Here is a 20,080-nt window from a genome sequence, read left to right as displayed (position 1 = left end):
TCCGGCGCCGCTCCCGGCCTCACTCGCTGTGCAGCGCTTCGGCGATGGTGAGCCGGGCCGCGCGCCGCGCCGGGAGGTAGGCGCCGGCCACCGCGATGAGCAGGCCCGCGAGGGCCAGCAGCGCGAGCTGCGGCGCGTTCCAGGTCCGCAGCAGCGAGTCGGGCATGTCGACCTGCGAGGCGGCGGCCGCGAGCCGCATGACCTGCCGGTGGGCGGCCACGCCGAGGCCGATGCCGGCCAGGCCGCCGAGGACGCCCAGGCCCGCCATCGAGGTCGTCATCATCGCCACCACCTGGCGCGGGGTCATGCCGATCGACTTGAGCATGGCGAGGTCGCGGCGGCGCTCGCGCGCGTCGAGCGCGACGGTGTTGAACACCCCGAGCGCCGCGACGGTCCCCAGCATGAGCGCGAACAGGGTCGCCAGGCCGACGACCGCGACCCCGGTGGCGTCGGACTGGCGCGTGGACCGGCCGATGAGCCCTTCGTCCTCGACGGCGGCGAGGAACGCGGCCGGGTCGGTCCCCGCGTCGAGCGCGACCTCGTAGGCGATCGGCTGCCCGAGGGCGTCGACGTCGGCGGCCAGGCCGGTGAGCACGTCCCAGTCGGTGTAGACCGTGCCGGTGCCGCTGCCCATGACGACGCCGACGACCGACACGGCGGCGGTGCGGCCGTCGAGTTCGAGCGTCATCTCGTCCCCCGGCCCCAGGCCGCTCTGGTGGGCGGCCTTCGAGGAGAGGACCGCCTCGCCTGGGCCGCCGAGCCAGCGCCCGTCGACCAGCTGCTCGGTGAAGCCCATGTCGGAGGCGTCGCCGCGGATGAACCACAGCGTCGGCGTCTTCGCGAACCCGGACACCGACACCGGCATCCGCAGGTTCGCCGTCACGTTCGCGGCGCCGGGCATCGCCGCGAGGAGGTCCTGCGTCTCCCGGTCCCCCAGGGCGGCAGCGGTGTCGGCGCCGGGACCGCCGGAGCCGCCGAGGACTTCGACCTGGGCGGCCCCGTGCCGCTGGATCATCGCGTCGACCCCGGTCGCGAACGCGGCCAGGCCCGCGGTGAAGGTCGCGGTGGTCACCCCGAGCACCACGGCCGCGGCCGTCAGCGCGGTGCGGCCGGGCCGCGCGAACGGCAGGCCCAGCCCCAGGCTCACCGAGCGCGGCAGCGGCGTGCCGCTGAGGCGGCGGTGGACGCGCAGGCCGCGGCCGCCGCGGGGGGCCGAGCCCGCGCTGACGGCCTCGGCGGCCGAGAGCCGGTGGGCGCGCAGCGCGGGCCCGAGCGCCGTGAAGACCCATGTGGCGCGGATCTTCGCGAAGCTCGGCCTGCGCGACCGGGCCCAGGCGGTGGTGGTGGCGTACGAGACGGGCCTGGTGACCCCCGGCGGCGGGGTCGGACCCGAGGACTGAGCGGGCTCGGGCGTCGGGGCCGCGCAGGCACTGATCGTCTGCGGCGCAAGCCGATCGGACTTTACCGTGGTCAGCCCTTGAGCCAGGAGGACCAGACCGGGAGCGCGTCGAGCATCGCCGTCAGGGCGGTGATCGAGCCGCGGAGGTCGCGGGCGAAGCCCGCCTGGGTCTCGGGGCTGCCGCCGCGGTGTCCGCAGGCCATCCAGAGCTGCCAAGCGGCCGTGGACAGGCGCCCGGCGAGCATGCCGGTGAAGGCGCCTTCGCCGGTGTCGCGGACCGTACCGCCCGCGTCCGCGTACCCGGAGACGCACGCCTCGACGCTGGCGCGGTCGGGCTCCATGACGCCGAGGGCCGGGGCGCCCATCTCGATCGCGATCGCCACCAGCTCCCACCACGGGACGGCCGGACCGCCGGAGTCGAAGTCGATGAGCTTGGGGCCCTGCGGAGTCACCATGATGTTCAGGTGGCTGAAGTCGCCGTGGACGACCAGCCGCCGCGGCATCGCGGCGACGGCGGGCTCGCCGGCGGCGGCGATGCGCACCGCGATGTCCTTGAGCGCGCGGCTCCCGGCGGCGTCGAGGACGTCGAGGTCCTGGGCCTGGCCGAGCCATTCGTCCCACTCGGCCTCGGGGTGGAAGCGGAAGGCGTAGTCGCCGGCCGGGTCCCGGTCGGGCGCGACCGCGAGCCGTTCCAGGGCCGCGAAGGTCGCGCCGGCCCAGGCGGCGAGGCGCCGAGGCACCGGTGCGGGGGCCGGGGCGCCGTCGAGGAACCTCGCGGCCCTCGCGTACGAGCCGTCGCCGACCGGCGCCCACATGCCGGCGGCGGCCGTCTCGGGGCGCAACGGCTCGGCCATGGCGACGCCGGCCTCCCAGGCCGCGGCCTCCAGGCGGCCGGTCTGGGCGACGTCGGCGAGCCAGTAGTCGCCGTGCGGGAGAAGGCTCTTGACGACCCAGGTCCCGGTCGCGGTGTCGAGCCGCCACACCGGGGAGAGCTCATCGGCTTTGAGGACGACCGCCGGTCCGCGCAGGGCGCCGAGGCCGAGTGCGGCCGCTGCCGCTGCTGGTTCCATGCAGCGCATTCAACCGGCAACCGCTCTCGGACGCAACCGGTTTGTGTGCGTCGCGGTTCATCAGCGCTGCGGTTCACCAGCACCCCGATCGTCAGGGCCGCGAGTCCAGGAGCTTTCGGATCGGACCGAGGGCGGCGCCGAGCGGGACGAAGCGGACGGCGGCGTCGCGCACAGCGGCGGCCGTCCGGCTGGTGTTGAACAGCAGCGGTGCGAGCTGCCGCGAGTTGCGCTGGGCCGCTTCCACACGCGGGCGCTGGTCGCGCTCGTAGGCCGCCAGCGCGGCCGGGACGTCGTCGGCGCCGGCGAGGCGGATCGCCAGGGCCCGGGCGGACTCCATCGCCATGCCCGCGCCGATCCCGGCCGTGGGGAGGAACCCGGCGGCGGCGTCGCCGACCAGGGCGATGCGGCCGCGGGCCCAGACGGCGCTGCGGCAGTCGGTGAGCGGCCAGTAGTAGGTCTCGCGGCCGTCGGCGGCCTCGGTGAGGACGCGGTCGAAGCGCTCGCTCAGGTGCGGGGTGCGCTCGCGGATCCGCGCGATGAAGGCGGGGAGTCCGGCCGCGGCGGCGGTGGCGGGGGCGCAGACGATCGTGCCGAGGCGGTCCTTGACGGGGTAGGCGCCGACGAAGGAGCCGACGCCCCACAGCTCCTCCGCGAGGTCGGCGTCCGCGTCGGCGCTCGTCCAGGCGACCCAGCCGGTGTCGCGCTCCGCGGCGGTGCCGGTGACCTGGGCGCGGGTCTGGGAGTGGAGCCCGTCGGCGACCACGACGGCGTCGAAGACGGCCTCGGTCTCGGTGCCGCCATGGGCGATGACGGCCGTGACGGCCTCGGGCCGGGCGTCGAGCAGGGTGACGCGGGCGCGGCGGGTGACGGTGCCGCCGGGGGCGGCCAGGGCCGCGAGGAGTTCGCCGCGGGAGATGCCGCGGTAGTCGCCGTAGGTGTCGAGAAGGGCGCCCATGGTGTAGTCGCGGGCGACGGCGCCGCGGTGGTCGCGGATGCGGTAGCGGTCGATCGGGGTGCTGCGGGCCCGGTACTCGTCGGTGGCGCCGAGGTCGGCGAGCGCGGGGTCGGCGAGGGGCATGAGGGCGAGCATGTACCCGCTGGGGGCGTCGGGCCCGGACCGCTCGATCAGGACGGGGTGCAGGCCGCTGCGGCGGAGGATGCCCGCGGCGGTCAGGCCCGCGACCCCGGCGCCGACGACGAGGACCCGGGTGCGGTCGCGCGCGGCGGCGTCGAGCTGGGTGCGGACGGAGGTCTCCTGGAGCACGGCTCCTCCTCGGTTCGGGATACGTGGTTCGGGTCGCACGGCTTGAGAGGCACGGTTGGGAAGGCGCGGTTCGGAAAGCGCGGATCGAGACGAGTGGACCGGGTGGTCCAGAGCCACCGTACACCCGAGTGGACCACCCGGTCCAGTGCGGTGGGTATGCTGGCGCCATGACGCGTGCAGTGGGAGTACTGCCGCCGCGGCGGCGCGCGGCGCTGCTCGGGGCGGCGGCGGAGGAGTTCGCGCGGGCGGGGTACGAGCGCGCGTCGCTCAACCGCGTCATCCGCGGCCAGGGCATGAGCAAGAGCTCGTTCTACCACTACTTCGCGTCCAAGGAGGAGCTGTTCGACGCGGTGGTCGAGGACCTCGCGCAGGCCGCCGCGGCCGCGCTCGGTGCCCCGCCGCCCGAGGCGCTGGCGGAGGGCGACTTCTGGTCGGGCGTCGGCGACCTCACCGCGCGGCTCGCCCGGATCGCCCGGGAGGAGCCGGACGCGATGCGGTTCGCGGCGCTGTTCTACCTCTCCGACGCGCCCGCCGGGGCGCCGCTCGCGGCCGTCCGCGCGGCGGTCGACGCCTGGATCGACCGGGCCCTGGAGGTCGGCCGGGCCGGCGGCGCGGTCGGCGACGGGCTCCCGCTCGCGCTCCAGCGCCACCTCGCGAAGGCCGTGGTGTGGGCGATGGACGAGTGGACCGTCGCCAACGCCGCCGACCTGGCGGCACCGGAGCTCGCGGGCCTGCCGGAGGTCCAGCTCGACGCGCTCAGGCGGCTCCTGGCGGCCTGACCCGGGCGGTTCGGTCCAGCGGCCTGGTCCAGCGGTTCGGCTTGGGCGGCCGGTCCGGCGGCCCGGAACCGTCGCGGATCAGGTGAGCAATGGGCGTTTCCTCCACCGGCGCACCGATGGTCCTTAGGATGGGCCGTTGTACCGGTCTGGACGGGTGGATAGCCGCCGCAGGGCCCTGATTTAGACTCTGTCTAAACTACGAGTAGGTTGTTGTCTAGACCCGGTGTGGGGGCCGCCCCTGGCAGGGGTTCGGGGCTCCCCGGCGAATGAGGAGGAAATCCATGTCCCAGGACCACGACGCCATCGTCCACGACCCGGAGGCGGGGGCCGAGTCGAAGTGCCCCGTCGCGCACGGGCGGGCGCCCGTCCCGGCGCAGGGCGGCGGCAACCGCGGCTGGTGGCCCGACCGGCTCAACCTGCGGCTGCTGGCCAAGAACCCGGCCGAGACGAACCCGCTCGGCGAGGACTTCGACTACGGGCAGGCGTTCCTGACCCTCGACCTCCCGGCGGTCAAGGCCGACATCGAGCGCGTCCTGACGACCTCGCAGGACTGGTGGCCGGCCGACTTCGGGCACTACGGCCCGCTCATCATCCGCATGGCGTGGCACTCCGCGGGCACCTACCGCATCAGCGACGGCCGCGGCGGCGCCGGGGCCGGGCAGCAGCGCTTCGCGCCCCTGAACTCCTGGCCCGACAACGGCAATCTCGACAAGGCGCGCCGCCTGCTGTGGCCGGTGAAGCAGAAGTACGGCCAGAGCCTGTCGTGGGCCGACCTCATGATCCTGGCCGGGAACGTGGCGCTGGAGTCCATGGGCTTCCAGACGTTCGGGTTCGCCGGCGGCCGCGCCGACGTGTGGGAGCCGGACGAGGACGTCTACTGGGGCCCCGAGACCACCTGGCTCGGCGACGCCCGCTACTCGGGCGACCGCGACCTGGAGAACCCGCTCGCCGCGGTGCAGATGGGCCTGATCTACGTCAACCCGGAGGGCCCGAACGGGAACCCGGACCCGATCGCCGCGGCCCGCGACATCCGCGAGACCTTCGCGCGCATGGCCATGGACGACGAGGAGACCGTCGCGCTCATCGCCGGCGGCCACACCTTCGGCAAGACCCACGGCGCGGGACCGGCCGAGCACGTCGGCGCCGAGCCCGAGGGCGCCTCGATCGAGGAGCTGGGCTTCGGCTGGAAGTCGAGCTTCGGCACCGGCAAGGGCGGCGACGCCATCACCTCCGGCCTGGAGGGCATCTGGACCAACACGCCGACCCAGTGGGACAACAGCTTCTTCGAGATCCTGTTCGGCTACGAGTGGGAGCTGTTCCAGTCCCCCGCCGGCGCCCACCAGTGGCGGCCGAAGGACGGCGCGGGCGCCGGGACCGTCCCCGACGCGCACGACCCGACCAAGCAGCACGCGCCGACGATGCTGACCACCGACCTGTCGCTGCGCTTCGACCCGGTCTACGAGCCGATCTCGCGCCGCTTCGCGGAGGACCCGCAGGCGTTCGCCGACGCGTTCGCCCGCGCCTGGTTCAAGCTGACCCACCGCGACATGGGCCCGAAGGTCCGCTACCTCGGTGCCGAGGTCCCCGCAGAGGACCTCATCTGGCAGGACCCGCTGCCCGCGGCCGACTACGAGGCGATCACCGACGCCGACGTGGCCGACCTCGAGGCCCGGATCCTCGACTCGGGGCTCACGGTGGCGCAGCTCGTGTCGACCGCGTGGGCGGCCTCGTCGTCGTTCCGGGGCTCCGACAAGCGCGGCGGCGCCAACGGCGCCCGCATCCGCCTCCAGCCGCAGCGCGGCTGGACGGTGAACGAGCCCGACAAGCTCGGGGTCGTCCTCGCCAAGCTCGAAGAGGTCAAGGCGGCGTTTGACGCCGCGCAGACCGGCGGCAAGCGCGTCTCGCTGGCCGACCTCATCGTCCTGGGCGGCGCCGCCGCGGTCAAGAAGGCCGCGAAGGACGCCGGGTTCGACGTGGAGGTGCCCTTCTCCCCCGGCCGCGTGGACGCGACCGAGGAGCAGACCGACGCGGACTCGTTCGCGCCGCTGGAGCCGACCGCCGACGGGTTCCGCAACTACCTCGGGAAGGGCCACCGCATCCCCGCGGAGTTCCTGCTCGTGGACAAGGCGAACCTGCTCACGCTGACCGCCCCGGAGATGACCGTCCTCGTCGGCGGCCTGCGCGTCCTGGGCGCGAACTTCGAGGACGCGAAGCACGGCGTCTTCACCGACCGCCCCGGGCAGCTGACCAACGACTTCTTCCGGAACCTCCTGGCGCCGGGCGTCACCTGGTCGGCCGCCGAGGACGGGACCTACGAGGCGCACGATGACGCCACGGGCGAGTCGAAGTGGACCGGCACCCGCGTGGACCTGCTGTTCGGCTCGAACTCCGAGCTGCGGGCCCTCGCCGAGGTGTACGGCAGCGACGACGCCGCCGAGAAGTTCGCGAAGGACTTCGCGGCCGCGTGGGTGAAGGTCGCGAACCTCGACCGGTTCGACCTGCGCTAGCAGGCGAGTGACAGCCGCCGGGCCCGTTCGGGCCCGGCGGCTGTCGCGTGTGCGGCGTCTCGCACCCGGCGCCCTGACTCGCGCCGACCCGCCCCCGCAGCCTCACATGGACGCGCAGCGCTCCAAAAGCACCGGGGCACCGGGGCCGTCGAGTTCGTCGCCGTAGGCGGCGCGGCCGGTCATCGCCATGACGAGGGCGATGGTGCGGCCGGAGACCAGCGGGCCGTCACCGGCCGTGAAGGGCCCGTCCGCGGCCTCCAGCCGCAGGCCCGCGGCGCGCTTGCCGGAGGGGACGGTCATGTTGGTGCGCTGGAAGTAGTCGGCCACCGCGGTCACGGTGGCGGTCGGGTGGTCGCGGCGGATGCCGAGCGGCCGGCGCACGTCCTCGCCGTGGACGACGATCTCGCCGAGCACGGCCTTGAGCGGCAGCGGCCGGGTGGTGCTGGCGACCGCGGCCTTGAACTGCGCCAGGGTGTCGGCGGCGGAGTCGCCGAGCCGGCGGCGCAGCTGCATGTCGGACTGCGCGTCGAAGTCGAAGCGGTGCTTGATCACCCCTGCCATCCAGTGGCCCCAGTCGAGGCTGGCCCCGGCGGTGAGGTGGGCGAGGACTTCGCGGACCGACAGGCCCGCGCACAGCGAGGGCGTGGTCCACGCCGCGGGGTCGAGGCCGTCGAGGTCGTCGGCGAGGGCCTGGCGTTCGGTGAAGATCGCGCTCCAGAGCTGCTTGCGCGACAGGTCGGCGTGGGTCACCTGGTCTCCGTTCTCTCGCGGTGCAGACGACGCGGCCGGGCGCGATTCATCGCCGCGCGCCTCAGCCGAACTCGCTGAACGGGGGCGCGTACGCGAACGTGCCGCGCAGCCCCTCGTCCCAGGCGCTGAGGGTGCGGATCTGGAAGTAGGGGCCCCATTCGGGGTGCTCGGGGACGACCCCGTGGTCGGCGGCGGGCACGAATCCGAAGCGGCCGTAGAAGGCCGGGTCGCCCAGGAGGATCACCGCGGGCTCGCCGCAGGCGTCGGCGGCCGCGAGGGCCGCGTGCATGAGGGCGGAACCGATGCCGCGGCGGTGGAGGGCGGGGTCGACGCCGATGGGGCCGAGGCCGAGGACACGGGCCTCGCCGACGGTGCCGTAGGTGGAGAGGACGTGGCCGGCGGCCTCGCCGTCCACTTCGGCCACGAGAGAGTGCCGCGGGTCCCAGGCGGCGGTGCCGCGCAGGGCGTCCACGAGGTCGGCCTCCCCGCCGGAGGCGTGCGGGAGTCCGGCGAAGGCGGCGGTGTGGAGGGCGTGGACGGCGTCGCGGTCGCCGTCCCTCTCGCGTCGGATGAGTGTCACCGCCCGAGTATGCCCGCTCAGGGCCGCCCGGCGGCGAGGATGGCGCGGGCGCGGCCGAGCATCGCGGGGTCGACCATCTCACCGCTGGGCAGGGTCGCCACTCCCCCGCCGCCGTCCGCGGCGCCGCCGAGGGCCGCGACGACGGCCTCGGCCCACGCGGTCTCCTCGGGGTCGGGCGCGAAGACCTCGCGGATGACCGGGAGCTGCTTGGGGTGCACGGCGGTGCGCCCGCGCAGGCCCAGGGCCCGGCCGCGCTCGGTGTCGGCGCGCAGGCCGTCGAGGTCCTGGATCCGCGGGTAGACCGAGAGCATCGGGGCGGGCAGGCCCGCGGCGCGGGCGGCCACGAGGAGGCGGATGCGGGCGTGGTCGAGGACGGCCTCGGCGGTCGAGCCGAGGTCGGAGGCGAGGTCGGCCTCGCCGAGCGCCAGCGCGGCCACGGCCGGGTGGGCGGCGATGGGTCCGGCGTTCTGGAGGCCGCGCGCCGACTCGACGAGCGCGGTCAGCGGCAGGCCCTGCGCGAGGGAGGCGATGACGCCGAGGTCCTCGGGCGCCTCGACCTTGGGGATGCGCAGGCCCACGTGCGCGCCGGTGGCGCGGACGGCCCGGATCTCGTGGTCGGCGCCCACGTTGACGCGGACCTGGACCTCGGGGCCGCCGGTGCGGGCGGCGAGCCAGGCGGTGACGTGGTCGAGCGCGGCGGCCTTGGCGGCGTCGGCGACGGCGTCCTCCAGGTCGAGGATGACGACGTCGGCGCCGGAGGCGGCGGCCTTGTCGAAGCGGTCCGGGCGGTCGCCCGGCACGTAGAGGGCGCTGACCGGGTTCATACGATCCCCTTCTCCCGCAGTCGTTCCAGCTGCTCGCGGGTGACGCCGACCTCGGCGAGCACCTCGTCGGTGTCCTGGCCGTGGCGGCGCCCGGGCCAGCGGATCGCGCCGGGGGTCCCCGAGAGCCTGAACAGGACGTTCTGCATTCTGACGGGCCCGAGCTCGTCGTCCTGGACGGTCTGGACCGTGCCGATCGCCTGGTACTGCGGGTCGGCGAGGACGCCGCGCACGTCGTAGACGGGGGCGACGGCGGCCTGGGCGTCCTCGAACGCGGCGACGACCTCGGCGGTGGGGCGGGCGCCGATCCAGGCGGCCACGGCCTCGTCGAGTTCGTCGGCGTGCTCGGCGCGGGTGTGCCCGGAGGCGAACCAGGGCTCGGCGACGAGGTCGGCGCGCCCGACCAGGCGCACGACCCGTTCGGCGATGGACTGGGAGCTGGTGGAGACGGCGACCCATTCGCCGTCGCCGGTCTTGTAGACGTTGCGGGGCGCGTTGTTGACCGAGCGGTTCCCGCTGCGCGGCTGGAGGACCCCGAGCTGGTCGTAGGCGGTGATCTGGCCGCCCAGGAGCATGAGGATCGGCTCGATGATGGCGAGGTCGATGACCTGGCCGGCGCCGTCGCGGTCGGCGGAGCGGAGCGCGACCATGACGGCGTACGCGGTGGCGAGCGCGGCGATGCCGTCGGCGAGGCCGAAGGGCGGCAGGGTGGGCGGCCCGTCGGGCTGGCCGGTGAGGGCCGCGAAGCCGCTCATGGCCTCGGCGAGGCTGCCGAAGCCGGGGCGGCCCGAGTAGGGGCCGGTCTGGCCGAACGCGGTGACGCGGGCGACGACGAGGCGCGGGTTGGCCTCGTGGAGCCGGTCGGGGCCCAGGCCCCAGCGTTCGAGGGTGCCGGGCCGGAAGTTCTCGATGAGCACGTCGGCGTCGGCGGCCAGGCGCAGCAGCAGTTCGGCGCCCTCGGGGGTGCCGAGGTTGACGGTGACGGTGCGCTTGTTGCGGCCCAGCGTCTTCCACCACAGGTTGACGCCGTCCTTGGAGGGCCCGTGGCCGCGCGCGGCGTCGGGCTTCGTCGGGTGCTCCACTTTGATCACGTCGGCGCCGAAGTCGCCGAGGAAGGTCGCGGCGATGGGCCCGGCGAACAGGGTCGAGACGTCGAGGACCCGCAGGCCCTCCAGCGGCGCGGTCATGCGGTCTCCTCGCTCCTGGATGGATCGTCACTGGGAAGGCCGTCGCCGGGCAGGTCCCAGGCGATGCGGAAGCCGATGCTGGCGGAGCGTTCGAGTCCGAGGCCCGGCAGCAGGAACTTGAGGCTGAACCCGGGGTCCTTGAGGCCGCCGTCGGTGTACCAGTCGGAGCCTTCGGAGCGGTGGTCGCTGCCGCCCTTGAGCATCGCGAAGCGGGTGACGCCGTCGGAGTGCTCGCTCTCGGTCCAGTTCCACACGGCCGGGCGGCGGCGGGTGAAGCCGGGCGCGGCGGCGGCGAGCTGCCATTCGAACTCGTCGGGCAGGCGGGCGCCGGCCCACGCGGCGTACGCGCGGGCGTCCTCGATGGACACGCCGGTGACGGGCGCGGCCGGGTCGGCGTCCTCGGTGCCGGTGAGGAACCGGTGCGGGACCTGCGGTTCGTAGCCGCTGCGGTCGAGGAACAGCCGGTACTGCAGGAGCGAGACCTCGTTGGCGGCCACGGCGACCGGGCCGGTCTCGGCGGTGAGGACCGCTTCGCGGTCGTCGTGGAGGCGCGGCGGGAGCGGCTTCCACTCCTCGACGTAGGGGGCGCCCTGGTAGAAGCCGGTCTCGCGGCGGCGGAAGGCGACGGTGAGGTCCCGGCGCCCGGCCGGGACGCGGATCGCGGTGTTGGGCGGGATCTGCAGTGCGGAGGGCTTGGGCCGCAAGCGGACCGCCTCGCGGGCCGGGAAGGTCGCGTCGGTCGCGCCGGGGTCGGCGGCGGCCTCGGCGAGGAGCGCGTCGAGCCAGGCCGGGCGCTCGGCGCCGGGGGCGAGGTCGAGGACGCCGGTGACGCCGCGGGCGGGGACCTTGACGGCGCCGGCGACCTCGGTGCCGGCGGTGACGTCGTAGCGGGGGCCGGTCGCGGGCGCGGCGAGCGGGTCGCCGACCCAGTCGAGGTCGCGCCGGTTCACGATCGTCCACAGTGTCACGTCGCCGCGGGTCCAGCGGGAGGCGTAGACCCCGGCGGCGACCGCCTCGGGGGTGGCGCCGTCGAGCGGCGCCCACTCGCCCTCCACCAGGACGTCGGTGGCGGCGCGCTGGACGCGGAGCATCCGGCGCAGCGTGGCCTCGTCGCGGCGGTTCCAGCCGACCCAGACGCCGAACACGGCGTCCCACACCAGGACGCCGGTGCCGTTCATCCACGCGGACTGGAGCTCCCCGGAGTGGTCGCGGTTCCAGCGGCGGACCGAGTGCATCATGTGGCGGCGCTCGTACCAGTGGGCGCGCTGCACGCCGGGGGCCTCGGAGTCGGCGAACCACTGGGCCCACGACAGGAGGTGGTCCTCGATGCGCGGGTTGGCGACGCGGGACTCGCCTTCCAGGACCCATCCGGCGAGGGCGCGGGTGAGCGCGGCGTCGCCTTCCTTGAGGGTGTCGAGGAAGACGCCGTCGGCGTCGAGGTCGCGCATGAGGTCGGCGAGCTCGTCGGCGTCGCCGCGGCCGGTGCGCCGGGTCCCGGTGTCCCACGGGTTGTAGTCGACGAAGACGCGCAGGCCGAGGTCGTGGAAGCGGCGCACCAGGTCGGCGAGGCCGGGCACGTCCCGGTAGAAGTCGAACTGGTTGCGGTCGTCGATGCCGATGACGGGGTAGGCGTGCCAGAGGACGAGCCCGTCGAGGCCGCCCTGCGCGGCGACGGACTCCAGGAACCGCTCGGGGGTGAACCGCTGCTCGGCGTGGTCGAACAGGCGCTCGTCCCACAGCCAGACCTGGGCGACGGCGTGGGCGCGCGCGGCCCACCGGACGGCGGGGTCGTCGTACGCCTCGCCGCTGTAGGCGAGGCGGGCGCGGGCCTCGTCGCGCCAGGCGGCGAGGTCGGCGCGCCAGGCGGGCCAGTCGGCGGGGTCGTCGGGGGCGGCGAAGATCTTGGCGATGTCGCCGGCCGCCGGGTCGATCCGGCCGCCGGGCGGCAGGGTCGTCGGGCGGTCGATGGGCCGGGGCACCAGCGGATCAATGGTGTTGGTGGCGGCCTCGTCGGGATCAGCGTGCGTCACGGAACGCCCGCACCTCCTCCAGGGTCGGAATGGACGGGACGGCGCCCTTGCGCTGCACGGCGATGGCCGCGGCGGCGGTGGCGAAGCCGGTGGCGGCGACGAGCGCCTCCAGGCCGGTGCCGTCGAGGGCGGCGGCGAGCGCGCCCACGAACGTGTCGCCGGCGCCGGTGGTGTCGACGGCGTCGACCTTGTGGCTGGGCACGGACACCGGGGTCTCGCCGGGCAGGCCCACGAGGGCGCCTTCGGCGCCGAGCGTGATGATGACGGCGCACCCGCGGCCGGTCAGGGCCGCCATCGGGTCGGCGCCGGGGCCGGCGAGGTCGGCGGCCTCGTGCTCGTTGACCACGAGCACGTCGACGCCGTCGAGGACGTGGTGCGGGACCTCGCCGCTGGGGGCGGCGTTGAGGACCACGCGGGTCCCGGCGGCCTTCGCGACCGCGACCGCCTCGGCGACGGTGCCGATCGGGGTCTCGAGTTGGAGGACGAGCACGTCGGCGGCGCCGATCGCCTCGCGTTCGGGTCCGGTGAGGTCGGTGAGGGCGGCGTTGGCGCCGGAGTCGACGACGATGGAGTTCTCGCCGCGGCGGTCCACGAAGATCGCGGCCGTCCCGGTGGGGGCGTCCACGCGCCGGTCCAGGAGGGTGATCCCGGCGTCGCGGGCTTCCCGGGCGAGGCGGTCGCCGGAGCCGTCGCGGCCGAGCGCGGTGATGAACCGGGTGTCGGCGCCCGCGCGGGCGGCGGCCACGGCCTGGTTGTTGCCCTTGCCGCCGGGGAAGGCGCCGAAGCCGAGCGACAGGACGGTCTCGCCGGGGGCGGGGATGCGCTCGACGTCGTAGACGAGGTCGAGGTTCGCGGAGCCGAGCACGACGACGGCGGTCATCGGGATACCTCCAGGGTGCGGGCGGCCAGGTCGGTGAAGCGGACGCCGGCGAAGCCGGGCACCGAGGTCGCGTACCGGTCGTCGATCGGGTCGGTCCACTTGCGCGGCAGGGCCTTCGCGCCGGTGAGCGCGCCCGCGACCGCACCGGCGGTGGCGCCGACGGAGTCGGTGTCCCAGCCGCCGGAGACCGCGAGCGTGATGGTGCGGTGCAGGTCGCCGTCGCCGCGCGCCAGCGCGAACGCCAGGAGCGCGGCGTTGTTGAGGACGTGGACCCAGTGGAGGTGCCCGTACTGGGCGTGGAGGGCGTCGACGGCGGCCTCGTCGCCGAGCGCGCCCGCGGCGAGGTCGGTGCCGAAGCGGATCGCGGTGGCGTAGCGGGAGTTCGGCGGGACCACCGACAGGCCGGCCTCGATGACGGCGGCGACCGGGGCGCCGGTGACGGCGGCGGCGGAGGCGGCCGCGGCGAACATGGCGCCGTAGACGCCGTTGCGGCCGTGGGAGAGGCGCGCGTCGGTCCAGGCGAGCACCGCGGCCTCGACGGGGAGTCCGGGGCGGGTCCAGCCGTAGAGGTCGGTGCGGATCTGGGCGCCGATCCAGTCGCGGAAGGGGTTGCGCACGGCCCGGGCCCGCTCGGGTTCGATGCCGTCGAGGAGGTTGCGGTAGGCGATGCGCTCGGCGGTGAAGACCCGGCCGCCGGGGAGGAGGTCGAGCCACGCCTGGGCGACGTGGTCGGTGGTGAAGGCGTCGCCGTGGCGTTCGAGGAGGGTGAGGGCGACGAGCGGGAAGTTGAGGTCGTCGTCCTCGGGCATGCCGTCGATGTTCTCGGCGAGGCTGGTGGGCCGCGACCGGCGGTTCCACGGGTGGGCGGCGGCGACGGCGGGGTCGAGGCCCCGCTCGGTGAAGTAGCCGTGCAGCGGCCAGTTGCCGGTGGACTTCGCGATGGCGCGGATGCCGCCGAGCGAGATCTTCTCGACGGGTTTGCCGAGGAGGCAGCCGGCGGCGCGGCCGAGCCAGGCGCCGAGGACGCGGTCCTCGACGTCGCCGGGCGCGGGGAGCTCGGGGGGTGCGGCGAACGCGAGGATCGCGCCGGGCTCGTCGGGTTCGCTCGCTCGCAGCGCTTCGGGGTCGGGCAGCGTGTCGAGTTCGGCGAGGAGGTCGCGGGCGAGCGCCCGGAGCGCCGCGGGGGCGGGCCGGGGGGTCGCGCCGGAGACCGGCGCCTGGGTGGAGCCGCCCGCGGTGGTCCAGCGGTCGCGGATCGCGGCGGCGTCGCGGCCGTCGAGGCGGGCGGCTTCGAGGGCGTGCGGGACGAGGTCCTCGGGCTGGGTCCAGGAGAGTCGGATCATGCGGCCGCTCCGGCGTAGGCGGTGCGGGCGGCGTCGACCTCGGCGGCGCGGCGCGCGTCGGCGGCCCAGATGTCGCGGGCGACGGCGGCGATGACGGGGCCGGTGGCGGTGACGTCGATGCGGGAGTTGCCGCTGACGTCCTCGACCCATGCGGCGGGCACGGCGCCGAGGCCGCCGAGGGCGCCCGCGATCGAACCGGCCATGACGGCGATGGAGTCGGAGTCGCGGCCGTAGTTGACGGCGCCGAGGACGGCGTCGCGGTAGTCGCCGCGGGCGGCGACGAGCATCCCGAGCGCGATCGGGAGCTCTTCGATGGCCTTGGTGCGGCTCGGGATCCGCGCGTCCATGGCGGGGGCGCGGTAGTCGGGGCCGACGGTGTCGTACGGCTCGACGGCGCGGCGCAGGTCGGCGAGGCCGGTGCGCCAGTCGGCGACGCCGCGGGCGGCCTCGACGACGGCGGCGATCGCGTGCTTCGTGCCGTCCTTGGCGAGGCGCAGCGCGGTGGCGACCACGGACTCGACGTCGGCGCCGGGGCGCATGGCCTCGGCGACGGCGGCGGCGTAGACCCCGGCGGCCTCGCGGCCGTAGGAGGACTGGTGGGCGCCGGCGACGTCGACGGCCTCGGCGTAGGCGGCCTCGGGGCTGCCTGCGTTGACGATGCCGATCGGGGCGGCGTACATGGTGGCGCCGCAGTTGACGATGTTGCCGACCCCGGCCTCGCGGGGGTCGATGTGGCCGTAGTGGAGGCGCGCGACGAGCCACTTCTCGGCGAGGAAGATCCGGTGGAGCAGCAGCCCCTCGGCCTCGAACTCGGGGATCCAGCGCTTCTCGCCGATGAGGAGCGGCACCAGGTGCGAGGCGATCGCGTGGGCGTCGAGGTGGCCACGCACGTCCGCGTAGACGTCGACGAGTGCGCAGGTCATGAGGGTGTCGTCGGTGATGTGCCCGTCGCCCTTGTGGTACGGGGCGATGGGGCGGGCGTTGCGCCAGTCCGTGTTGAACGGCGGCACGATCCCCTCGATGAAGCCGCCGTAGCGGGCCTGGATGGCCGCGGGCGTGTTCCCTTCGGCGGCGCCGCCGAGCGCGTCGCCCACCGCCGCGCCAGCGAGCGCGCCCGTCGCCTTGTCCACCAGGATGTCGCTCGACGGTTCAGCGTTCGGCGGCAGGGTCATCGTGTCTCCTCAGGTTCTGGTTCGGTGCCCGCCGGGGCCGCGGCCCCGGCGGGCGGAGGGTGTTCGTGCGGCGCTAGCCCAGGTCGTTCCAGCCGTCGGTGAGCTGCGTCTGCAGCTGCTCGACGGTGATCTCGTCCGCCAGGTACTGCTGGAGGGCGGGGGTCGCGTACTGGTCCTTCCACTGCGGGTAGTTCACGGCCGACTGGAACGGCGCGGCCGACAGGCCCTCGCCGGAGGCGAGGATCGCGTCCCAGCCGTTCTCGCCCGCGGTCTGCTCGGCGACGAGCTCGCGCGCGGTGTCCGAGGACGGGATGAGCCAGTCGCCCTGCGCGAGGGCGGCCTGGTGCTCGGCCTGCATGAAGAAGTCGATGAACGCGGCCGACTCCTCGACGTGCTCGGACTCGGCGGCCACCGACATGGTCTGCGGGTTGGCGGCCTGGACCGCGCCGGCGGTGCCCGCGAGCGGGGGCAGGACGGCCCAGTTGAAGCCCTCGGGAGCGGACTCGGTGATCTGCTGGGCGATGTAGTTGCCCGCCACGTACATCGGGTACCGGCCGTCGAAGAAGCCGGGCAGGACGTCGGAGCCGGACTGGGTCAGCGAGACCGGGTCGAGCGATCCGTCCTCGTAGGCCATGGCGTGGATGCGCTCGGGCACGGCCAGCTCGTTCTCGGCCACGTTGATCGCGTCGCCCTCGAAGTAGGTGCCGTCGAAGCCGAGCGAGAGGTTCATGACCGCGGCGGTGGGCTGCTGGAGGCCCCACCCGAGGCCGAAGCCGCCGTCGCCGCCGAGCTGGCCGGCGAGGGCCTGGAAGTCGTCCCACGACAGGCTCTCGCCCGCGGGGACCTCGACGCCGGCGTCGGCGAACGCGTCGGTGTTGGCGAAGACCACGTAGGACTGGAGCAGCGTCGGGGCGGCGACGATCGCGCCGTCCGAGGAGGTGACGGTGCCCCAGATGTCGTCCGAGACCGCGGACTTGGTGTCGTCGCTGAGCAGGTCGGTCAGGTCGGCGAGGTAGCCCTGCTCGGCGAAGCCCATGATGTCGGCGGACTCGTCGTGGATGACGTCGGGCGCGGTGCCGCCCTGGAACTGGGTCACGAGCTGGTCGTGCACGTTGTCCCAGGAGCCCTGCACGAGTTCGACCTGGACGTCGGGGTTGTCGGCGTTCCAGGCGTCGACGATCTCCTGCGTGGCGGCGATCGTGGTGTCCTGGTAGGCCAGCGACTGGAAGGTCAGGGTGACCTTCCCGCCCTCGTCCGAGTCGTCGCCGACCCCGAAGGCGGAGCAGCCGGTGAGCGCGAGGGGCAGGGATATGAGCCCTGCTACCGCGGCGACGCTGGCGCTGGTGCGAGTGCGCATTTCGTTCTCTCTTTCCATAGTGGTCGGCCCGGTCAGCCTTTGACCGCGCCGCTGAGGAGTCCGGCGGTGAGCCGTTTCTGGATGAGCATGAAGAACACGAGGCTGGGGACGCACGCGATGAGCGCGGCGGCGGCCAGCGGCCCGAGTTGGACCTGCCCCTCGGCGCCCACGAAGCGGGCGAGGGCGAGCGGCAGGGTCTGCATGTCCGGGTCCTGGATGAGCACGAGCGCGAAGAAGAACTCGTTCCAGGAGTTGATGAAGGTGAACAGGCTGGTCGCGACCAGGCCGGGCGCGAGGAGCGGCAGGACGATCTTCACGAGGGTCTTGAACCGGCCGGCGCCGTCGACGGCGCTGGCCTCTTCGAGTTCGACCGGGATCGCCGAGACGTAGCCCTGGAGCATCCACAGCGCGAAGGGGAGCGCCCAGACGGCGTACACCAGGACCAGGCCCAGCAGCGTGTTCACCAGGCCGATGTCCTTGAGCAGCAGGAACAGCGGGATGATGATGAGGATGAACGGGAAGACCTGCGAGAGCAGGATCCACCCGGTGGCGACGGCCCGCAGCCTGGTGCGGAACCGGACCAGGGCGTAGGCCGCCGGGAGCGAGACGGCCGTGACGATCACCGTGGTGGTGACCGCCGTGAGCAGGCTGTTGGCGGCGGCCTGGAACAGGTCGGCGCGCTCGATCGCGGCGGTGAAGTTGTCGAAGTTGAGCGACCGCGGCAGGAACGACGGGTCGGGCGAGCGGATCTCGCGGTCGGTCTTGAACGCGGTCGTGAGCAGGAAGACCAGCGGGAACGCCAGGAAGCACATGTACGCCAGGAGCGCCAGGTACTGGAGCGGGCGGGCGACGGGGTTGCGCATGGATCGGGTCATGAGTTCCGGCTCCGCATCTGAGCGCGCAGGTACAGGATCAGGAAGGCGCCGATGAGGACGACCATGACGTTGCCCATCGCGGCGGCGTAGCCGAAGTTGCCGTACCGGAACGCCTCGTTGTAGGCGAACAGGCTCGGCAGCATCGTGGTCCCGCCCGGGCCGCCCGCGGTCAGGACGAACACGAGCGCGAACGAGTTGAAGTTCCAGATCAGGTCGAGCGTGGTGATCGCGGTGATGATCGGGCGCAGCGCCGGCAGCGTCACGTGCCAGAACCGGCGCCAGGTGCTCGCGCCGTCGATCGCGGCGGCCTCGTTCAGCTCGGCGGGCACCGACTGGAGCCCGGCCAGGAGCGTGACCGTGGTCTGCGGCATCCCCGCCCACACGCCGACCACGATGACCACCGGGAGCGCGATCGCCGACTCGCCGAGCCAGTTGATCGAGGACGGCAGGCCCAGCGAGGCGAGCGTGCGGTTGACGGGCCCGTAGTTCGGGTTGAGCATGAGCTGCCACATGATCGCGATGATGACCGGCGGCATCGCCCACGGGATGAGCGCGAGCGTGCGGGCGAGCCAGCGCAGGCGCAGGTCGAGGTTGAGCAGCAGCGCGAGCCCGAGCGAGGCCAGGAACTGGAGGATCGTCACCGCGAAGGCCCAGATGAGGCCGATCTTGAACGAGTTCCAGAACAGCTCGTTGCCGGCGAGCGCGGTGTAGTTGTCGAACCCGTTGAAGTGCGTCTCCGCGTTGAGCCCGGCCTCGGCGTCGGTGAAGCCGAGGAGGACGCCGTACACGAGCGGGTAGACGCTGAAGAGCATGACCGGCAGGAGCGCGGGCAGGACCAGGAGCCACGCGTCGCGGCCCTCGGTGCTCTTGCGCCGCTTGGGCGCCCGGGGTGATGCGGGTGCGGCGAGCGCGGTCATGCCGGGCCTCCGGTGGATTCGCGGATCGAGAGCGCCGGGGGGATCACGATGCGGCTGACGGGGGCGTCGGGTTCCTGGATGCGGCGGATGAGGAGCTTCGCGGCGGCCTTGGCGCGCTTGGCCGAGCCGAGGTCCACCGAGGTCAGCGAGGGCGTGGCGAGTTCGGCGGCGTCGGTGTCGTCCATGCCGACGACCGCCGTGTCCCGGGGGACGCGGACCCCGGCGGCGGCGAGCTCCTTGAGCGCGGCGACGGCGAGGAGGTCGTTGGCGCCGATGATCGCGTCGGGGCTGGCCTGGCCGAGGAGTGCGGCGGTGGCCTTGCGCCCGGCCCGGTAGGTGAACGCGGTCGCGGTGACCTGGAGTTCGGAGGAGGTGGGGAGCCCGTACCGCTCGATCGCCGCGAGGTAGCCGGCGAGGCGGGCGGAGCCGGGGACGGTGTCGACCGGGCCGTTGACGAGCGCGATCCGGCGCCGGCCCTGGGCGACCAGGTGCTCGACGGCGAGGCCGATGCCGGTGGCGGAGTCGGCGCGCACGTTGTCGAGTTCGACGTCGGCGGGGAGGGTGCCGATGACGACGATCGGGAGGCGGCTCGACTTCATGGCCTCGACGAGGTCCTCGGTGATGCGCAGCGGGCTCATGAGGAGCCCGTCGGCGTAGCCGCGGTTGAGGCTGGTGACGAGGTCGATCTGGGAGGCGGGGTCGCTGCCGGTGGAGGAGACGACGAGCCGGTACCCGGCCTTGGCGACGATCCCGGTCACGGTGCGCATCATCTGCACGTAGACGGGGTTGCCGACGTCGGCGACGGCGAGGGTGATCTGGTCGGTGCGCCCGGTGCGCATGGTGCGGGCGCTGGCGTGGGGGACGTATCCGAGCTCGGCGGCGGCCTCGCGGACCTTGCGCGCGAGGTCTTCGCTGGCGGAGCCGCCGTTGAGGACCCGCGACACGGAGGACACGGACACGCCGGCCTTGGCGGCCACGAGCTGGAGGTTGGACTTCGGTGTCTCAGCCATCCTCATCCCTGCAGATAGGAGGGGTTTGGGAACGTTCTTAAGAACGTTTCCAAGAACGATATCAGAGGAATTTCGGATCGCAACACGAGTCACAACAGTTTCCTGGCGGGCGGGCGGGTTCGCAGGTGAAGACGCGAGA

At 74.0% G+C, this 20,080-nt stretch carries 18 protein-coding genes; 3 read left to right on the top strand and 15 right to left on the bottom strand.

From position 1 onward, the window contains the following. Positions 1-19: 19 nt before the first annotated feature. A complete protein-coding gene (locus BLS99_RS06255) occupies positions 20-1,072 on the bottom strand; it encodes an FtsX-like permease family protein (protein WP_176953228.1) in 1,053 nt (350 codons plus the stop codon). Between BLS99_RS06255 and BLS99_RS27750 the strand changes: the two genes are divergently transcribed. After that, a complete protein-coding gene (locus tag BLS99_RS27750) occupies positions 1,065-1,400 on the top strand; it encodes a response regulator transcription factor (RefSeq protein ID WP_218126402.1) in 336 nt (111 codons plus the stop codon). The two genes, BLS99_RS06255 and BLS99_RS27750, sit on opposite strands and share 8 nt — an antisense overlap. Before the next feature lie 70 nt (positions 1,401-1,470). Here BLS99_RS27750 and BLS99_RS06250 read toward each other — a convergent pair whose 3' ends face one another. Together BLS99_RS06250 and BLS99_RS06245 are read right to left on the bottom strand one after the other, a co-directional pair. Next, positions 1,471-2,469 (bottom strand): phosphotransferase, encoded by a 999-nt coding sequence (locus BLS99_RS06250; RefSeq protein WP_176953227.1) that lies wholly within the window; start codon positions 2,467-2,469, stop codon positions 1,471-1,473. 91 nt (positions 2,470-2,560) lie between these two features. Next, the gene (locus tag BLS99_RS06245; RefSeq protein ID WP_091045505.1) at positions 2,561-3,733 is read right to left on the bottom strand and encodes an FAD-dependent oxidoreductase; all 1,173 of its coding nucleotides are present in this window, start codon (positions 3,731-3,733) and stop codon (positions 2,561-2,563) included. Between the two features lie 167 nt (positions 3,734-3,900). On the opposite strand from BLS99_RS06245, the gene BLS99_RS06240 reads away from it, so the two are divergent. Beyond that, positions 3,901-4,512: a TetR/AcrR family transcriptional regulator gene (locus BLS99_RS06240; protein ID WP_091045502.1), complete on the top strand. Its 612-nt coding sequence runs from the start codon at positions 3,901-3,903 to the stop codon at positions 4,510-4,512. Positions 4,513-4,793: 281 nt separating this feature from the next. After that, positions 4,794-7,019 (top strand): catalase/peroxidase HPI, encoded by a 2,226-nt coding sequence (gene katG / locus BLS99_RS06235; RefSeq protein ID WP_091045500.1) that lies wholly within the window; start codon positions 4,794-4,796, stop codon positions 7,017-7,019. 102 nt (positions 7,020-7,121) lie between these two features. Here katG and BLS99_RS06230 read toward each other — a convergent pair whose 3' ends face one another. The 12 genes from BLS99_RS06230 to BLS99_RS06175 form a co-directional block, all read right to left on the bottom strand. Beyond that, positions 7,122-7,769 carry a maleylpyruvate isomerase family mycothiol-dependent enzyme gene (locus BLS99_RS06230; protein ID WP_091045497.1) on the bottom strand — a complete coding sequence of 216 codons (648 nt, stop codon included), beginning with the start codon at positions 7,767-7,769 and terminating at the stop codon, positions 7,122-7,124. A 61-nt stretch (positions 7,770-7,830) separates the two neighbouring features. Beyond that, positions 7,831-8,349, bottom strand: a complete 519-nt coding sequence (locus tag BLS99_RS06225) for a GNAT family N-acetyltransferase (RefSeq protein ID WP_091045495.1) — start codon at positions 8,347-8,349, stop codon at positions 7,831-7,833. Between the two features lie 17 nt (positions 8,350-8,366). After that, positions 8,367-9,173, bottom strand: a complete 807-nt coding sequence (locus BLS99_RS06220) for an HpcH/HpaI aldolase/citrate lyase family protein (RefSeq protein WP_091045492.1) — start codon at positions 9,171-9,173, stop codon at positions 8,367-8,369. Beyond that, the gene (locus BLS99_RS06215) at positions 9,170-10,357 is read right to left on the bottom strand and encodes a CaiB/BaiF CoA transferase family protein (RefSeq protein ID WP_091045488.1); all 1,188 of its coding nucleotides are present in this window, start codon (positions 10,355-10,357) and stop codon (positions 9,170-9,172) included. Before BLS99_RS06215 ends, BLS99_RS06220 begins: the two co-directional genes overlap by 4 nt. Beyond that, on the bottom strand, positions 10,354-12,387 hold the full coding sequence (locus BLS99_RS06210; protein ID WP_091045487.1) for an SUMF1/EgtB/PvdO family nonheme iron enzyme: 2,034 nt from the start codon (positions 12,385-12,387) through the stop codon (positions 10,354-10,356). The genes BLS99_RS06215 and BLS99_RS06210 overlap by 4 nt, the downstream gene beginning before the upstream one ends. Next, positions 12,374-13,267: a ribokinase gene (locus BLS99_RS06205; RefSeq protein WP_091045483.1), complete on the bottom strand. Its 894-nt coding sequence runs from the start codon at positions 13,265-13,267 to the stop codon at positions 12,374-12,376. The genes BLS99_RS06210 and BLS99_RS06205 overlap by 14 nt, the downstream gene beginning before the upstream one ends. Beyond that, the gene (locus BLS99_RS06200; RefSeq protein ID WP_091045479.1) at positions 13,264-14,610 is read right to left on the bottom strand and encodes an ADP-ribosylglycohydrolase family protein; all 1,347 of its coding nucleotides are present in this window, start codon (positions 14,608-14,610) and stop codon (positions 13,264-13,266) included. Before BLS99_RS06200 ends, BLS99_RS06205 begins: the two co-directional genes overlap by 4 nt. Next, positions 14,607-15,782 (bottom strand): ADP-ribosylglycohydrolase family protein, encoded by a 1,176-nt coding sequence (locus BLS99_RS06195; protein WP_091045476.1) that lies wholly within the window; start codon positions 15,780-15,782, stop codon positions 14,607-14,609. The genes BLS99_RS06200 and BLS99_RS06195 overlap by 4 nt, the downstream gene beginning before the upstream one ends. A gap of 73 nt (positions 15,783-15,855) precedes the next feature. After that, positions 15,856-17,139 (bottom strand): ABC transporter substrate-binding protein, encoded by a 1,284-nt coding sequence (locus BLS99_RS06190; protein ID WP_091045473.1) that lies wholly within the window; start codon positions 17,137-17,139, stop codon positions 15,856-15,858. A gap of 32 nt (positions 17,140-17,171) precedes the next feature. Beyond that, positions 17,172-18,014: a carbohydrate ABC transporter permease gene (locus BLS99_RS06185; protein ID WP_218126312.1), complete on the bottom strand. Its 843-nt coding sequence runs from the start codon at positions 18,012-18,014 to the stop codon at positions 17,172-17,174. Further along, positions 18,011-18,931, bottom strand: a complete 921-nt coding sequence (locus BLS99_RS06180; protein ID WP_091045469.1) for a carbohydrate ABC transporter permease — start codon at positions 18,929-18,931, stop codon at positions 18,011-18,013. The genes BLS99_RS06185 and BLS99_RS06180 overlap by 4 nt, the downstream gene beginning before the upstream one ends. Continuing rightward, the gene (locus BLS99_RS06175; protein WP_091045465.1) at positions 18,928-19,941 is read right to left on the bottom strand and encodes a LacI family DNA-binding transcriptional regulator; all 1,014 of its coding nucleotides are present in this window, start codon (positions 19,939-19,941) and stop codon (positions 18,928-18,930) included. Before BLS99_RS06175 ends, BLS99_RS06180 begins: the two co-directional genes overlap by 4 nt. Positions 19,942-20,080: the final 139 nt, after the last annotated feature.

The sequence above is a fragment of the Glycomyces sambucus genome (assembly GCF_900102815.1).
In the GTDB taxonomy this organism is placed as follows: Bacteria; Actinomycetota; Actinomycetes; order Mycobacteriales; family Micromonosporaceae; genus Glycomyces; species Glycomyces sambucus.
This window is presented reverse-complemented; position numbering and strand designations above follow the sequence as displayed.

Coding starts and splice junctions, on each gene's coding strand:
- BLS99_RS06185 (WP_218126312.1), bottom strand. CDS start 18,014: ATGACCCGATCCATGCGCAACCCCGTCGCCCGCCCGCTCCAGTACCTG.
- katG (WP_091045500.1), top strand. CDS start 4,794: ATGTCCCAGGACCACGACGCCATCGTCCACGACCCGGAGGCGGGGGCC.
- BLS99_RS06220 (WP_091045492.1), bottom strand. CDS start 9,173: ATGAACCCGGTCAGCGCCCTCTACGTGCCGGGCGACCGCCCGGACCGC.
- BLS99_RS06215 (WP_091045488.1), bottom strand. CDS start 10,357: ATGACCGCGCCGCTGGAGGGCCTGCGGGTCCTCGACGTCTCGACCCTG.
- BLS99_RS06205 (WP_091045483.1), bottom strand. CDS start 13,267: ATGACCGCCGTCGTCGTGCTCGGCTCCGCGAACCTCGACCTCGTCTAC.
- BLS99_RS06175 (WP_091045465.1), bottom strand. CDS start 19,941: ATGGCTGAGACACCGAAGTCCAACCTCCAGCTCGTGGCCGCCAAGGCC.
- BLS99_RS06195 (WP_091045476.1), bottom strand. CDS start 15,782: ATGACCCTGCCGCCGAACGCTGAACCGTCGAGCGACATCCTGGTGGAC.
- BLS99_RS06240 (WP_091045502.1), top strand. CDS start 3,901: ATGACGCGTGCAGTGGGAGTACTGCCGCCGCGGCGGCGCGCGGCGCTG.
- BLS99_RS06200 (WP_091045479.1), bottom strand. CDS start 14,610: ATGATCCGACTCTCCTGGACCCAGCCCGAGGACCTCGTCCCGCACGCC.
- BLS99_RS06250 (WP_176953227.1), bottom strand. CDS start 2,469: ATGGAACCAGCAGCGGCAGCGGCCGCACTCGGCCTCGGCGCCCTGCGC.
- BLS99_RS06190 (WP_091045473.1), bottom strand. CDS start 17,139: ATGCGCACTCGCACCAGCGCCAGCGTCGCCGCGGTAGCAGGGCTCATA.
- BLS99_RS06180 (WP_091045469.1), bottom strand. CDS start 18,931: ATGACCGCGCTCGCCGCACCCGCATCACCCCGGGCGCCCAAGCGGCGC.